The sequence below is a fragment of the Hydrogenophaga sp. RAC07 genome, from assembly GCF_001713375.1.
In the GTDB taxonomy this organism is placed as follows: domain Bacteria; phylum Pseudomonadota; class Gammaproteobacteria; order Burkholderiales; family Burkholderiaceae_C; genus Hydrogenophaga.
Genome location: NZ_CP016449.1, coordinates 775734 through 790608 on the forward strand (window position 1 = coordinate 775734; position 14875 = coordinate 790608).

The window sequence follows — 14875 nt, forward strand, 5'->3', positions numbered from 1 at the left end:
AGGATCACTTCAGGTCAAAGCGGTCCAGGTTCATCACCTTGGTCCACGCGGCCACGAAGTCGCGCACGAACTTGGGCTGTGCGTCGCTGCTGGCGTACACCTCGGCCAGTGCACGCAACACCGAGTTGGAGCCGAACACCAGGTCCACCACGGTGCCCGTGCCCTTGGCGCTGCCGGTGGCCCGGTCGCGGCCTTCGAGCACGCCTTCGGTGCTGGACTTGCTCCACACCGTGCCCATGTCGAGCAGGTTGACGAAGAAGTCGTTGCTCAGGGTTTCGGGGCGCGTGGTGAAGACGCCGTGGCTGGTGCGGCCCGTGTTGGCGTTGAGGACGCGAAGGCCACCGACCAGCACCGTCATCTCGGGCGCGGTCAGCGTGAGCAGGTTGGCCTTGTCGAGCAGGCGCTCGGCGGCCGAACTCTCCAGACCTTTGCGCGCGTAGTTGCGGAAACCGTCGGCCACAGGCTCCAGCGGTGCGAACGAATCCACATCGGTCTGGGCCTGCGAGGCGTCGGTGCGGCCGGGCGAGAAAGGCACGGTCACGTCCTGCCCCGCCTTCCTGGCCGCGGCTTCCACCGCGGCGGAGCCACCGAGCACGATCAGGTCGGCCAGCGAGATCTTCTTGCCGCCGGACTGCGCGCCGTTGAACTCGGCCTGGATGGCTTCGAGCTTGGCCAGCACCTGGGCCAGCTCGGCCGGCTGGTTCACCGCCCAGTCCTTCTGTGGCGCCAGGCGGATGCGTGCACCGTTGGCGCCACCGCGCTTGTCGGAGCCACGGAACGTCGAGGCCGAGGCCCAGGCCGTGTTGACCAGTTGTGCAATCGACAAGCCGGAGGCCAGCACCTTGGTCTTGAGCGCGGCCACGTCCTGCTCGTTGACCAGCGGGTGGTCCACAGCGGGCACCGGGTCTTGCCAGATCAGCTCTTCTTTCGGCACCAGCGGGCCGAGGTAGCGGGTGACCGGGCCCATGTCGCGGTGGGTCAGCTTGTACCAGGCGCGGGCGAAGGCGTCGGCCAGCTTGTCCGGGTTAGCCATGAAATCGCGCGAGATCTTTTCGTAGACCGGGTCCATGCGCATGGCCATGTCGGCCGTGGTCATGGTGGGCAGCTGGCGCTTGCCGGGGTCGTGTGCGTCGGGCGCCGTGGCCGCATCGGGGTTCTTGGGCTTCCACTGGTGCGCGCCGGCCGGGCTCTTGGTGAGCTCCCACTCGTTGCCGAACAGGGTTTCAAAGTAGCTGTTGTCCCAGGTGGTCGGCGTGGGGGTCCAGGGGCCTTCGATGCCGCTGGTGATGGCGTGTGCGCCCTTGCCGCTGCCGAAGCTGTTCTTCCAGCCCAGGCCCTGCTCTTCAATGCCGGCACCTTCGGGCTCGGCTCCCACGTATTGGCCCGGATCGGCCGCGCCGTGCGACTTGCCGAAGGTGTGGCCGCCGGCGGTGAGGGCCACGGTTTCTTCGTCGTTCATCGCCATGCGGGCGAAGGTCTCGCGGATGTCGCGTGCGGAGCCCAACGGGTCCGGCTTGCCGTTGGGGCCTTCCGGGTTCACGTAGATCAGGCCCATCTGCACGGCGCCCAGTGGGTTCTCGAGTTCGCGGTCACCGGTGTAGCGCTGGTCGCCCATCCACTCGGACTCGGGGCCCCAGTAGATCTCTTCGGGTTCCCACACATCGGCACGGCCACCGGCAAAGCCGAAGGTCTTGAGGCCCATGGAATCCAGGGCCACGTTGCCGGTGAGGATCATCAGGTCGGCCCACGAGAGCTTGTTGCCGTACTTCTGCTTGATCGGCCAGAGCAGGCGGCGCGCCTTGTCCAGGTTGCCGTTGTCGGGCCAGCTGTTGAGCGGTGCAAAACGCTGCGTGCCGGAGCCCGCGCCACCGCGACCGTCGGCGATGCGGTAGGTGCCGGCGCTGTGCCAGGCCATGCGGATGAAGAAGGGGCCGTAGTGGCCGTAGTCGGCCGGCCACCAGTCTTGCGAGTCGGTCATCAGGGCATGCAGATCCTTGATGACGGCGTCCAGATCGAGTGTCTTGAAAGCTTCGGCGTAGTCGAAGTCTTCACCCATGGGGTTGGTCAGGGGCGAGTGCTGGTTGAGCAGCTTCACATTGAGTTGGTTGGGCCACCAGTCGGCGTTGGTGGCGGAGCCTGCCACGGCGTTCTTGGGGACGCCGCTGGAAAAGGGGCATTTGGCTTCGTTTGACAAGGTGATCTCCTTGGGTTGTTGTTGGGGCGGGTGAACGCTGACTTTAGGCAATGAAGATGAAACCTTCAATGCAATTCTCACAATGAAACCCATAGTCAATGGGTGGATAGCCCCCGGTTTTCAGCGGGACTGGGGGTCGATCAGCAGTGCCTTGGCGGCCTCGATGCGCAGTGCCAGCGGCACCGAGGCGTCGTTCATGACGGCCTGCAGAAAGCTGCGCGGATCCTGCGGTGCGTGGCGGATCTTTGTTGATGGAGCGCTGGCGGGCGGCAAAGTTTCCTCGGGCTGCAAGCGCTCGAGCGCAGCCTCCAGCTCGGCGGGTTTCATGCTCTTGAGGCGCGACAACAGGTCGGCCTGGTTGTCCTCGCCGGGCGGCAGGTCCAGCGACGGGTCGTCGGCGAACACCGCAGCCAGGTCCGAACTCACGAACGCCGACCATTGGCCCGTGTCGGCTTGCAGCGCCGGCACGAGACGCGTGTGCCCGGCCGGACCTGGCGACAGCGTGATGCGCCGGGGCGCCACGGTGCTCAGGTAGCGCAAGCGAAGCCGCTCCAGGAAATCGTGCGCCTGCGCCACCGTCACCGGCTGCACGAGCGAGAACCACAGCTGGTAACCGTCGGCACCACACACCGCGATGGCGGGCGCGGGCAGTTCCAGGTCGGCCTGCACGCCTTGCCACACGCGGCTCATGGCGTCCCAGTCGGCCGGCTGCGCCAGGCCCAGCACCAGGGCGCGTGTCAGCCCGTTGGCGTCGATCAGGCGCGAGTCGTCAACGGCGTCCCGATCCCCGGCCGGTGGGCACAGGTACAGGCGCGAAAGCTCGGCGTGCAGGCGGCCCATGTGTCAGCGCCGGATGCGGTGGCCGGTCTTGAACACCCACCACACCACGCCCAGGCAGGTGAACATGAAGGCCAGCGTCATGCCGGTGCTCACCGCAATGTGCACATCGGCGGCGCCGTAGAAGGCCCAGCGCAGGCCGCTGATGAGGTAGACCACCGGGTTGAACAGCGAGATGGTTTGCCACAGCGGCGGCAGCATGTTGATGCTGTAGAACGCGCCACCCAGGAAGGTGAGCGGTGTGATCACGAGCAGCGGGATCACCTGCAGTTTCTGGAAGCTGTCGGCCCAGAGGCCGATGATGAAACCGAACAGGCAGAAGGTGATGGCGGTGAGGATGAGGAAACCCACCATCCACACCGGGTGCGCCACCTCGTACGGCACGAACAAGCGCGCGGTCAACAAGATGAGCAGGCCCAGCGTGAGGCTCTTGGTGGCCGCCGCGCCCACATAACCCAGCAGCACCTCGACCCAGTTCACCGGCGCGCTCAGCAGCTCGTAAATGGTGCCCGACCACTTGGGCATGTAGATGCCGAAGGCCGCGTTGGAGATGCTTTCGCTCAGCAGCGAGAGCATGAGCAGGCCGGGGATGATGTAGGCGCCGTAGCTCACACCGTCGATGTCGCCCATGCGCGAACCGATGGCCGAGCCGAAGACGATGAAGTACAGCGAGGTGCTGAGCACCGGCGCGATGATGCTTTGTGCCCAGGTGCGCAGGGCGCGGTTCATCTCGAACTGGTAGATCGCACGCACCGCGTGAATGTTCAACCCCATCATGCTCGGGCCTCTTCTTTCTTTTCATGCACCAGGCTGACAAAGATGTCTTCCAGCGAACTCTCGCTGGAGCGCAAATCCTTGAAGTGGATGTTGTTGTCGCCCAGGGCGCGCAGCAGCTCGGCAATGCCGGTCTCGTCCTTCTGCGCGTCGAAGGTGTAGGTCAGCGCGTGGCCGCCCTCGGTGATGTCCAGTGCCCAGGGCGCCAGGGGTTCGGGGATGCGCTCGATGGTCTGCTGCAGCGTGAGCGTGAGCTGCTTCTTGCCCAGCTTGCGCATGAGCACGTGTTTGTCTTCCACCAGGATCAGCTCGCCCTTGGCGATCACACCGATGCGGTCGGCCATGTCTTCGGCCTCCTCGATGTAGTGCGTGGTGAGGATGATGGTGGTGCCCGCTTCGCGCAGCGCCCGCACCATGCGCCACATGTCGTGCCGCAGCTCCACGTCCACCCCCGCACTGGGTTCGTCCAGGAACAGGATCTTGGGCTCGTGCGAGAGCGCCTTGGCGATCAGCACGCGGCGTTTCATGCCGCCCGACAGCGCCATGATCTTGCTGTCCTTCTTGTCCCAGAGCGAGAGGTCCTTGAGGATCTTCTCGATGTAGGCCGGGTCGGGCGCCTTGCCGAAGAGACCCCGGCTGAAGCTCACCGTGGCCCACACGGTTTCAAACGAGTCGGTGTGCAGTTCCTGCGGCACCAGGCCGATGGCGGCGCGCGCGGCGCGGTAGTCGCGCACCGTGTCGTGGCCGTCGGCCACCACTGTGCCTTCGGTGGCATTGACCATGCCGCAGATGACGCTGATCAGCGTCGTCTTGCCGGCGCCGTTGGGACCGAGCAGGGCCAGGATTTCGCCACGGCGGATGTCGAGGTCCACGCGCTTGAGGGCCTGGAAGCCGCCGGCGTAGGTTTTGCTGACGCCACGCACGGAGACGATGGCCTCGGTGCCGAGGCTGGTGGGAGATGAAGGCATGGGGGCTCCACGGAGGTGGATGAAACAGACGGAAAGAAGTGGCGAGTTTAGGCTGTATCTGTGTACAGTGTTCGATCGATGTCCACTGTCCACATTCCATTGCAGGCCATCAAGGGCCGTGGCCTGGCCCAGCACCAGCCGCACCGCTTCGAGCGCGACGCCCGCGAGGCGTTCGACGACGGCTGGGGCGCGCTCGACGACGCGGTGCTGGCGCGCGACGAGGCGCCACCACCCGCCACCGAGGTGAGCTTTGAAGACGCCAAGAGCGCCATCACCCACAACGATTCGCCCGACATCGGATTTCGCCTCGGCCTCAACCCGTACCGGGGATGCGAGCACGGCTGTGTGTACTGCTACGCCCGGCCCAGCCACAGTTACCTCAACCTCTCGCCCGGCATCGATTTCGAAACGAAGCTGATCGCCAAGCGCAACATCGCCCAGGTGCTGCAGCGCGAACTGGCCAGCCCGCGCCACGTGCCCGAGCTGCTGGCCATCGGCACCGTGACCGATGCCTACCAGCCCATCGAGCGCGAACTGCGCCTCATGCGTGGCGTGTTGCAGGTGCTGAGCGACACGCGTCACCCGCTGGCCATCGTCACCAAGGGCAGCGGCGTGGAGCGCGACATCGACCTGCTCGCGCCCATGGCCGCGCAGGGACTGGCAGCGGTGTACCTGACCATCACCTCGCTCGACGCGAAACTCACCCGCCTGCTGGAACCGCGTGCCGCCGCGCCGCACCGCCGCCTGCGCACCATCCGCACGCTTGCCGAGGCCGGCATTCCGGTGGGCGTGAGCGTGGCGCCGCAGATTCCGTTCATCAACAACGACATGGAGCAGGTGCTGGAGGCGGCCTATGAAGCGGGAGCACGGCGCGCCTTCTACACCGTGCTGCGCCTGCCGCACGAGCTCAGCCCCATGTTTCGCCAGTGGCTGGAGTTGCACTACCCCGACCGCGCCGCTCGCGTGATGGCCCGCGTGCAGGAGATGCGTGGCGGGCGCGACTACAACGCCGACTTCGCGCAGCGCATGAAAGGCCGTGGCGTGTGGGCCGACCTCATCCGCCAGCGCTTCGAGAAAACCTGCGACCGCCTGGGCTATGCGCGCGAACGTGAACCGCTCAAGACCACACTGTTCAGGCCGGCGGGCCTGCCGGGGCAGCAGTCGCTGTTCTGAGCAGGTCCAGCGCATCGTCGCGCCAGTAGCCCAGCGCCGTGTAGTAGCCGTCCCACACGCAGCCGTTGCAACCCCGACCGCAGCAGGTGGTGGGCTCGGGCGGCGGAGGGCGCAGAGCGACGTCCAGATCGACGCCGTGCCGCATCGCCCGACCGCGCAGGTGGGCGATGAGCGCCGTGGCCGTTGCGCGGTCGTCCAGTCGCAGTTCGGTCAGTTGGTGCCGCTGGAAGCGCGGCTGCGTGCGTCCCTCGAATTCGGCGGTCTCTCCAAACATGGCCGCCGGGCGCACCCACCAACCCCAGCCGCCGTAGAGCGCGCGGTACAGCGTCATGCCCTGCAAGGTCTCGCTGCAGCGCACGGTGTCGAGCACCTCGTACCAGCCGCCCTTGTAGTGTCGGTACAGGCCGGGTGGGGTGGCGTTGAGCGGGGGCAGGTCGTGGTCGGTCATCGGGGTGTCAGCGTTTGAACTGCAGCAGCACATGCGCCGCCATGCCGCGCGCCAGCTCGGTGTCGCCCAGGAACACGGTTCCCAGGCTCTCGCTCTTGAGCAGCGCGGCCTCTTCTTCGTTGTGGGTGCGCAGGATCACGTCGATCGCCGGGTTGAGCGTGCGCGCGATCTCCACCATCTTGCGCACGCCCATGGTGTCGGGGATGGTGATCACGAGCACGGCCGCGCGCGCGATGTGCGCCTGGATCAGCACCTCGGGCGTGGACGCATCGCCGCTCACGGCTGCGATGCCGTCCTTGCGCAGGGCGTCGACGATCTCGCGGTTTTCTTCAGCCACCACAAACGGAATGCCTTGTTCGCGCAAGGTCTGCGCGATGCGTTCGCCCACACGGCCATGGCCCACCAGCACCACCTGTTTGGCCAGCAGCGATGCGTGGGTGGAGGCGGGCAGTTCGGCCAGCGGGTCGTCGCGTGCTTCGAGCTTGCGGGCGTAGGCGGAACGCTCGCGTATCCAGGCCTGCATAGGCTCCACCGCCCTGAACAGCGCGGCGTTGGCCGCGATCGAAATGAGCGCGCCCGCCAGCACCAGGCTCTGGCCCTCCACCGGCATCAGGTTCAGCGCCACGCCCAGGCCGGCGAGGATGAACGAGAACTCACCGATCTGCGCCAGGCTCACGCCCACGGTGAGTGCGGTGTTCAGCGGGTAGCGAAACATCAGCACCAGCGCCACCGCCGCAATGGTCTTGCCCAGCATGATGATGGCCACCACCGCGAGCAATTTCAACGGCTCGTTCCACACCACGGCGGGGTCGAACAGCATGCCCACCGACACAAAGAAAAGCACCGCGAAGGCATCGCGCAGCGGCAAGGATTCGTCGGCCGCGCGGTGGGCAAACTCGGACTCGCGCATCATCATGCCGGCGAAAAAGGCGCCCAGTGCGAAGGACACGTCGAACAGCTTGCCCGCGCCAAAGGCCACGCCCACGGCCACCGCCACCACGCTCAGCGTGAACAGTTCCTGCGAGCCGGTGCGCGCCACCCACCACAGCGCCTTGGGCAGCAACCGCCGCCCCACCACCAGCATGAGCACGATGAAGGCCGTGACCTTGGCCAGCGTGAGGCCCACCGCCTGCCAGATGTCGTTGCCCGTGGTGGCGGCCACACCGTCGGCCGGCGCCATCACGCCGGCTAGGGCCGGCAGCAACACCAGCACCAGCACCATGACCAGGTCTTCCACCACCAGCCAGCCCACCGCGATCTGGCCGTTGATGGATTTGAGCAAGCCCTTGGCCTCCAGCGCCCGCAGCAGCACCACCGTGCTCGCCACCGACAGGCACAGGCCGAACACCAGTGAGCCGGCCAGGCTCCAGCCCCAGACGTGGGAGACGCCGATGCCGAGCAGGGTGGCCACCGCAATCTGCACGATGGCGCCCGGCACGGCGATGCGGCGCACCGCCATGAGGTCGTTGATCGAGAAGTGCAGGCCCACGCCGAACATCAGCAGCATCACGCCGATCTCGGCCAGCTGGCTGGCCAGACCCACGTCGGCCACGAAGCCGGGCGTGGCCGGGCTGATGACAATGCCCGCGAGCAGATAACCCACCAGCGGCGGCATGTGCAGGCGCACCGCGACGTACCCGAACACCATCGCCAGGCCGAAACCCGCCGCGATCGTGGCGATCAGGCTGACGTCGTGCGGCATCGGCGGGGCCCTTCTGCGGATGGGTGGTGGGAGGTGCTTCCTCCGGTGTGGACCGGTGTTGCGTTCGATTATGGAGGGCCTGTGCGGCGTGCCGCACGGTCACCTGCTGAATCCCCGCGCGCGGCTTATCCTCGGATCCTCACGAAACCCGACCGCCAAGGTGAACGCCGATGCTCGACCTGCTGATCACCCACGCCACACTGCCCGACGGCCGCACCGACATGAGCGTGGCGGTGCAGGACGGCCGCATCACCGAGGTGTCCGAAGGCCTGCAGGTGCCCGCGCATGACACCGTGGACGCGCAGAGCCAACTGCTCACGCCGCCGTTTTGCGATCCGCACTTTCACATGGACGCCACCCTGAGCTACGGCCTGCCGCGCGTGAACCAGAGCGGCACGCTGCTCGAAGGCATCGCCCTGTGGGGCGAACTCAAGCCCTTGCTGACCGAAGAAGCGCTGGTGGAGCGCGCGCTGCGCTATGGCGACTGGGCCGTGGCCAAGGGGCTGCTCGCCATCCGCAGCCATGTGGACACCAGCGACCCGAGCCTGCTGCCGGTGCGCGCCATGCTGGAGGCCAAACGCCTCATGGCGCCGTACCTCGACGTGCAGCTGGTCGCATTCCCGCAAGACGGCGTGTTGCGCTCCCCGGGCGGATTGAACAACCTGATGCGGGCACTCGACCTGGGCGTGGACGTGGTCGGCGGCATCCCGCATTTCGAACGCACCATGGTGGAAGGCGCGGCCAGCGTGAAGCTCCTGTGCGAGCTGGCCGCCGAGCTGGGTCTGCCGGTGGACATGCACTGCGACGAAAGCGACGACCCGATGTCGCGCCACATCGAGACCCTGGCCTTCGAAACGCACCGCCTGGGCCTGCAGGGTCGCGTGAACGGCTCGCACCTCACCTCCATGCACAGCATGGACAACTACTACGTGTCCAAACTGATCCCGCTGATCGCCGAATCGGGTGTGAGCGCCGTGGCCAACCCGCTGATCAACATCACACTTCAGGGCCGGCACGACACCTACCCCAGGCGCCGCGGCATGACACGCGTGCCCGAACTCATGGCCGCCGGCGTGACGGTGGCCTTCGGCCACGACTGCGTGATGGACCCCTGGTACTCGCTGGGCAGCGGCGACATGCTGGAGGTGGCCCACATGGGCCTGCACGTGGCGCAGATGACCAGCCAGGCTGGCATGCGCCAGTGTTTCGACGCGGTCACCACGAATGCGGCGAAGGTGATGGGGCTGCAGGGCTACGGCATCGCGGCGGGCTGTGATGCCAGCTTTGTGCTGCTGCAGGCGCGCGATCCGATCGAAGCGATCCGCCTGCGCGCCACCCGCCTGAAGGTGTGGCGCAAAGGACGGTTGCTGTCGGAGACAGCGCCCACCCTCCCGCGCCTGAACCTGCCCGCCCGCGCCGGGGCCGCACCATGAACTCGTTCGGCAAACGTGCACAGGGCGCGCGCCTGGAGCGCATGCAGGCCTCGACGATGTGGAACGGTTTGGGGTTCCGCAATGTGCATCCGCCCCTGCCCGGGCTGCGCGATGCCACCGTGCCCCGGCCCACGCTCAAGGAGTTTCTGAGTTCGGGTGGCCGGCGCGCACCCGACGGACCGTTGCCTTCGATGGACCCGCGCGAGGCCTGGAGCCGCCCGGTGCACAGCGGCCTGCGCGCCACCTGGCTGGGGCACTCCACCGTGCTGATCGAGATCGACGGCCACCGCGTGCTCACCGACCCGGTGTGGGGCACGCGCGCATCGCCGTTCCGCCTGCTCGGCCCCAAGCGTTTTCAGCCGGTGCCTCTGCGTTTGCGGCAGATGCCCGAGGTGGACGTGGTGGTGCTCTCGCACGACCACTACGACCACCTGGACTACCCCACCATCCGCGCGCTGGCGAAGCACAGCGCCGTGCCCTTCGTCACCTCGCTCGGCGTGGGTGCCCACCTGCAGGCCTGGGGCGTGGCGGCCGAGCGCATCACCGAACTCGACTGGTGGGAGAGCCACCGCGTGCCCGGCACCGGCCTCACCATCACCGCAGCGCCGTCGCAGCACTTTTCAGGCCGTGGCCTGAAAGACCGCAACGCCACGCTGTGGTCTTCCATGGTGGTGCAGTCGGATCGGCACAAGGTGTTTTTCAGCGGCGACACGGGCCTCACCACCGAGTACGCCACCATCCGCGAGCGCCTGGGCCCGTTCGACCTGGTCATGCTGGAAGTGGGGGCCTTCCACCCTTCGTGGGGCGACATCCACCTCGGCCCGGTGAACGCCCTCAAGGCCCATGCGCTGCTGGGCGGCGGCGCCTTTCTGCCGGTGCACTGGGGCACCTTCAGCCTGGCCATGCACGCCTGGGACGAACCGGTGGAGACGCTGCTGCAACTGGCGCCCATGCAAGGCGTGCCGCTGCTCATGCCGCGCCTGGGCGAGGCGGTGGAGCCCGCCCACCTGGCGGCGGTGGTCCCGTGGTGGCGCGGGCTGGACCAGGGCGCACCGCCCGCACGCGCCATCGAAGTGCCGGCCCTGCAGCGCGAGCTGCCCTGGCCACTGGACTGAGTGCGCTGACGAACAGACGGCACAGGCCTGCGGCAGCACCCTGTCGAATGATTTTTCAGGTGGCGCAGCTGCGGCATGCCGCAGGGCTTTCGCCTCCTTCGTGCCGTTCAGGCGCCGACATGCAACCCAAGGAACCCCCATGAAGATTCTGATGATCCTGACCTCCCACGACCAACTCGGCGACACGGGCAAGAAGACCGGCTTCTGGCTGGAAGAGTTTGCCGCGCCGTATTACGTCTTCAAGGACGCCGGTGCCGAGCTCGTGCTCGCTTCTCCCAAGGGTGGTCAGCCTCCGCTGGACCCCAAGAGCGATGACGAAGACGCGCAGACCGACGACACACGCCGGTTCAAGAAGGACCCGCAGGCCATGGACGCGCTGGCGCACACCACCCGTTTGGCCGAGGTGTCGGGCGAAGGATTCGACGCGGTGTTCTACCCGGGTGGTCATGGCCCTTTGTGGGACCTGGCTGAAGACACCCACTCCATCCAGTTGATCGAGACCCTGTTCGCGGCCGGCAAACCGGTCTCGGCGGTCTGCCACGCACCCGCGGTGTTCCGCCACACCAGGTCGGTCGACGGCGCGCCGCTGGTCCAGGGCAAGAAGGTGACCGGGTTCACCAACACCGAGGAAGAGGCCGTGCAGCTGACCCAGGTGGTGCCCTTCCTGGTGCAGGACATGCTGGAAGCCAACGGCGGTCTGTACCACAAGGGGGAGGACTGGCAGTCTTTTGTGGTCACCGATGGCCACCTGATCACTGGACAAAACCCCGCCTCTTCAGCCGCTGCCGCGCGCGCCGTGCTGGCGCAACTGCAAGCCGCCTGAAGCGCGTGACCCAGACCCATCACCGGAGCATCCATGGCCTATCAAAGCACCAACCGCTACAACGGTTAAATCGTCAAGTCCTCCGATGACATCGACGACGCGCAGCTGGAGAGCAAGCTGATCGCCCAGAGCGAGGGCGAGCTCCAGTTGAGCGCGACCATCCTCGACTACTGCGCCGAGCACGCCGAGTCCTTCCTGGCGCCGGAGAAGCTCAGCACGGCCAAAGGCGACGCCCTGGTCGAGAGCAGTCCGATCGGCGTGTTGTTCGGCGTGGAGCCGTGGAACCATCCGTACTGCCAGATCGTGCGTTTCGCCGCCCCCAACCTGATGGCCGGCAACGTCGTGATGGTCAAGCACGCCTCCAACGTGCGGCAATGCGCACTGGCCTTCGAGCGCCTGCTCGAAGAGGCGGGTGCGTCGGCGGGCGCGTTCACCAACGTGTTCATCTCCAAGGACCAGGTCGCCCAGGTCAACGACGATGACCGCATCCGCGCCGTGGCCTTGACGGGCAGCGACGGTGCGGGCGCTGTGGTGGCCCAGCGCGCGGGCAAGAACCTGAAGAAATCCACGATGGCCCTGCTGTCATCGGCGCAAGCGCTTGAGACGCTGCTGGGCCAGGTGGACGAGGCCGTGGCCCACGGTGCGCGCATCGTGATGGGCGACCAACGCATCGAAGGACAGGCTGGCGCCTTCATGCAGCCGACGATCCTCACGGACATCGAGGCGGCCAACCCGACGTACAAGCAGGAATTCTTTGGTCCGGTGGCGCTCCAGGAAGTTGATCCGGGTGAGCTGAATGGTTCAGGAGGTCAAAGTCCCGGATGGCATCCACGTGTGATGCCCGGGCAGGGTGCGTCGCCATAATCCAGGCGATGCACAACCAACGCGACGAACACTTCAAGACCGGCCTGCAGATCGTCGCCATCGCCTGCCTGTTGGGTCTCTTCGCCTTGATCTTCCACAAGGCCTTTGCCGACATTTCGGTTCTGTGGCAGCAGCACTCGGGCGGCGATTTCTGGGTCGCGCTCGGTCGCTACCTGTTCCGCAATCTGGCGGGTTGAGCGAGCCTCACTGCTTCGGGTCCCACTTCCCCGGGTCTGCATGCTCCGGATACGGCGCTGGTGGCTCGGCGCGAACCGGTTCACCAGCGAGATGGCTGGCCAGGCCGTGGTTGATGTCGCGGTGGTGGGCTTCGTCGGCGCGCACCGCCAGCACCACGTCGCGCAGGGTCGCGTCTTCCTTGAGCTTCCAGTAGCGCCTGGCGATCCCGGGCGCGGGGCCGTTGGGTGCGCGACCCGAGTCGATTTCGGCCAGGTACTGCGTGTAGCTGATCACCGCCTCTTCTTCAAAGTAGCCCACCAGGCGGTGCGCCGTGCGGCGCGACACGAGGTAGAGCACGAAGAAGCCGAGGTAAAAAATCCACTGCGCCAACAGGATGAGCCAGCGTTCCAGCGCGGTGGGTTGAGCCACCTCGATGAAGGTCATGAGGTGCATGCGCTCGTTTTCGGCCTCTTCCATCAACGTGCGGATCCAGCCTTCGTCGTTGACCATGCGGCGCAGGGAATGCAGGTGGGTGAGCGTGGCGCCCACCATGCCGGGCACGGCGGCCACCGTTTCCAGCACGATCGCGCGGTGCCCATAGCGTTTGGCGAAGAAGGCGTCGGCCACAAACCGCAGCAACTTGGTGACGCCCCGCGCGAAATGGTCGCTGGCGCTCAGAGGCGTGTGGTGCCGCGGGGGTGCGTCGAGCATGGTTTTCCGTTCGGGTGGGCGTTTCGAACATCCTGACGCAGACAAAGCGGGAGGTCTGGGCGCTGACGCACAGATGCTGTGGCCCTCAGCCGTCAAGCTTGCGGGCAGCGTTCCGCTTGATCTGTGTCAATGGCATGGACCCGCCTGTGTTCCACACTGATTTCCAAGCGGGGCATTCCCCCAGTCCGCGCTTGCCGCGACATTCAACCCAAGGCACACCCATGTTTCCAGAACACCGCGAACTCATCTCCAGCCTCAAGGGCACCGACATGCACTTCACGCGCCTGTTTGACCAGCACAACGAACTCGACCAGAAGATCAAGAACCTGGAAGACGGCCTGGAGATCGCGACCAACGCCGAGATCGAGGTGCTCAAGCGCGAAAAGCTGCAGCTCAAGGACGAGATCTACGTGATCCTCCAGAAGGCCAGCGCCGCCTGACCCCAATCCGGGGTTGTCCACCCACTTCAGGAGGGCCCATGGCCACCATGATGAAAGCCGCCGTGTTCGTCGAGAAGAACCGCATCGAGGTGGTTGACAAGCCCATCCCCGGTGTGGGCCCCAACGACGCACTCATCCGCATCACCACCACCACCATCTGCGGCACCGACGTGCACATCCTCAAGGGTGAGTACCCGGTGGCCCAGGGCCTGATCATCGGCCACGAGCCGGTGGGTGTGATCGAAAAACTCGGCAGTGCCGTGCAGGGCTACAGCGAAGGCCAGCGCGTCATTGCCGGCGCCATCTGCCCCAACTTCAATTCGTACGCCGCGCAAGACGGCGCATCCTCGCAAGATGGCAGTTACCTCATTCCCCAGGGCCTGTGTGGCTGCCACGGCTTCAAGGCCACGGCGGGCTGGCGCTTCGGCAACCTGATCGACGGCACGCAGGCCGAATATGTGCTGGTGCCCGACGCCCAGGCCAACTTGGCGCCCATTCCCGACGGCCTCTCCGACGAGCAGGTGCTGATGTGTCCCGACATCATGTCCACCGGCTTCAAGGGCGCGGAGAACGCCAACATCCGCATCGGCGACACCGTGGTGGTGTTTGCGCAAGGCCCGATCGGGCTGTGTGCCACGGCGGGCGCGCGCTTGCTGGGCGCGTCCACCATCATCGCGGTGGACGGCAACGACCACCGCCTCGGCATCGCCAAAAAGATGGGCGCCGACCTCACGCTCAACTTCAGGAACTGCGACGTGGTCGACGAGATCATGAAGATCACCGGCGGGCGCGGTGTGGACTCGTCCATCGAAGCGCTGGGCACACAAGCCACGTTCGAGTCTGCCCTGCGTGTGCTCAAACCCGGCGGCACCTTGTCCAGCCTCGGCGTTTATTCGAGCGACCTCACCATTCCCCTGGGCGCGTTTGCCGCCGGCCTGGGCGACCACCGCATCGTCACCGCGCTGTGCCCCGGCGGCAAGGAGCGCATGCGCCGGCTCATGAACGTGGTGGCCTCCGGCCGCATCGACCTGGGCGTCATGGTCACCCACCAGTTCAAGCTGGACGACATCGTGGCCGCGTACGAGCTGTTTGCGAACCAGCGCGACGGCGTGTTGAAGGTGGCGATCAAGCCCTGAGGCCGCGGCCTCACCTCTCGGGCTCTTCCACGGGGGGAGGTGTGGCCACCATGGCCTGCCTCGCCGGGTGGAGGTTTGCT

Annotated in this window: 15 protein-coding genes and 1 pseudogene; 8 read left to right on the forward strand and 8 right to left on the reverse strand. The window is 66.5% G+C overall.

Annotation, left to right across the window (positions count from 1 at the left end; translation table 11 throughout):
* Nucleotides 1–4: 4 nt before the first annotated feature.
* The 4 genes from katG to BSY239_RS03665 form a co-directional block, all read right to left on the reverse strand.
* The gene (katG, locus tag BSY239_RS03650) at nt 5–2194 is read right to left on the reverse strand and encodes a catalase/peroxidase HPI (RefSeq protein ID WP_069045647.1); all 2190 of its coding nucleotides are present in this window, start codon (nt 2192–2194) and stop codon (nt 5–7) included.
* 120 nt (nt 2195–2314) lie between these two features.
* Nucleotides 2315–3034: a hypothetical protein gene (locus tag BSY239_RS03655; RefSeq protein WP_069045648.1), complete on the reverse strand. Its 720-nt coding sequence runs from the start codon at nt 3032–3034 to the stop codon at nt 2315–2317.
* A gap of 3 nt (nt 3035–3037) precedes the next feature.
* Nucleotides 3038–3799, reverse strand: a complete 762-nt coding sequence (locus BSY239_RS03660; protein ID WP_069048752.1) for an ABC transporter permease — start codon at nt 3797–3799, stop codon at nt 3038–3040.
* Nucleotides 3800–3804: 5 nt separating this feature from the next.
* Complete coding sequence (locus tag BSY239_RS03665) at nt 3805–4773, reverse strand: ABC transporter ATP-binding protein (protein WP_069045649.1); 969 nt, start codon at nt 4771–4773, stop codon at nt 3805–3807.
* Between the two features lie 78 nt (nt 4774–4851).
* On the opposite strand from BSY239_RS03665, the gene BSY239_RS03670 reads away from it, so the two are divergent.
* Nucleotides 4852–5946 carry a PA0069 family radical SAM protein gene (locus BSY239_RS03670; RefSeq protein ID WP_069045650.1) on the forward strand — a complete coding sequence of 365 codons (1095 nt, stop codon included), beginning with the start codon at nt 4852–4854 and terminating at the stop codon, nt 5944–5946.
* Here the strand turns inward: BSY239_RS03670 and BSY239_RS22345 are convergent.
* The 3 genes and pseudogenes from BSY239_RS22345 to ybaL all read right to left on the reverse strand — a co-directional run bounded on the left by BSY239_RS22345 (nt 5906) and on the right by ybaL (nt 8096).
* Nucleotides 5906–6091, reverse strand: a complete 186-nt coding sequence (locus tag BSY239_RS22345) for an oxidoreductase-like domain-containing protein (RefSeq protein ID WP_156775584.1) — start codon at nt 6089–6091, stop codon at nt 5906–5908. The two genes, BSY239_RS03670 and BSY239_RS22345, sit on opposite strands and share 41 nt — an antisense overlap.
* A 75-nt stretch (nt 6092–6166) precedes the next feature.
* A pseudogene (locus BSY239_RS22350) lies at nt 6167–6394 on the reverse strand (DUF1653 domain-containing protein); the annotation flags it as partial.
* A 7-nt stretch (nt 6395–6401) separates the two neighbouring features.
* Nucleotides 6402–8096 carry a YbaL family putative K(+) efflux transporter gene (gene ybaL, locus BSY239_RS03680; protein ID WP_069045651.1) on the reverse strand — a complete coding sequence of 565 codons (1695 nt, stop codon included), beginning with the start codon at nt 8094–8096 and terminating at the stop codon, nt 6402–6404.
* Between the two features lie 170 nt (nt 8097–8266).
* Between ybaL and BSY239_RS03685 the strand changes: the two genes are divergently transcribed.
* The 5 genes from BSY239_RS03685 to BSY239_RS03705 all read left to right on the forward strand — a co-directional run bounded on the left by BSY239_RS03685 (nt 8267) and on the right by BSY239_RS03705 (nt 12528).
* A complete protein-coding gene (locus BSY239_RS03685; protein WP_069045652.1) occupies nt 8267–9529 on the forward strand; it encodes an amidohydrolase family protein in 1263 nt (420 codons plus the stop codon).
* Nucleotides 9526–10644 carry an MBL fold metallo-hydrolase gene (locus BSY239_RS03690; protein ID WP_069045653.1) on the forward strand — a complete coding sequence of 373 codons (1119 nt, stop codon included), beginning with the start codon at nt 9526–9528 and terminating at the stop codon, nt 10642–10644. Before BSY239_RS03685 ends, BSY239_RS03690 begins: the two co-directional genes overlap by 4 nt.
* A 139-nt stretch (nt 10645–10783) precedes the next feature.
* Entirely contained in the window at nt 10784–11467 is a 684-nt protein-coding gene (locus tag BSY239_RS03695; protein ID WP_069045654.1) for a type 1 glutamine amidotransferase domain-containing protein, read from the forward strand.
* Nucleotides 11468–11587: 120 nt separating this feature from the next.
* Complete coding sequence (locus BSY239_RS03700; RefSeq protein ID WP_257784876.1) at nt 11588–12331, forward strand: aldehyde dehydrogenase family protein; 744 nt, start codon at nt 11588–11590, stop codon at nt 12329–12331.
* A gap of 8 nt (nt 12332–12339) precedes the next feature.
* A complete protein-coding gene (locus BSY239_RS03705; RefSeq protein WP_069045656.1) occupies nt 12340–12528 on the forward strand; it encodes a hypothetical protein in 189 nt (62 codons plus the stop codon).
* 7 nt (nt 12529–12535) lie between these two features.
* Here the strand turns inward: BSY239_RS03705 and BSY239_RS03710 are convergent, their stop codons facing one another.
* The gene (locus BSY239_RS03710; protein WP_069045657.1) at nt 12536–13219 is read right to left on the reverse strand and encodes an alternative oxidase; all 684 of its coding nucleotides are present in this window, start codon (nt 13217–13219) and stop codon (nt 12536–12538) included.
* Nucleotides 13220–13440: 221 nt separating this feature from the next.
* Between BSY239_RS03710 and BSY239_RS03715 the strand changes: the two genes are divergently transcribed.
* Both BSY239_RS03715 and BSY239_RS03720 read left to right on the forward strand, forming a co-directional pair.
* Nucleotides 13441–13659, forward strand: a complete 219-nt coding sequence (locus tag BSY239_RS03715) for a YdcH family protein (RefSeq protein WP_069045658.1) — start codon at nt 13441–13443, stop codon at nt 13657–13659.
* A gap of 38 nt (nt 13660–13697) precedes the next feature.
* Nucleotides 13698–14795: an NAD(P)-dependent alcohol dehydrogenase gene (locus tag BSY239_RS03720; RefSeq protein WP_069045659.1), complete on the forward strand. Its 1098-nt coding sequence runs from the start codon at nt 13698–13700 to the stop codon at nt 14793–14795.
* Nucleotides 14796–14875 lie beyond the last annotated feature (80 nt).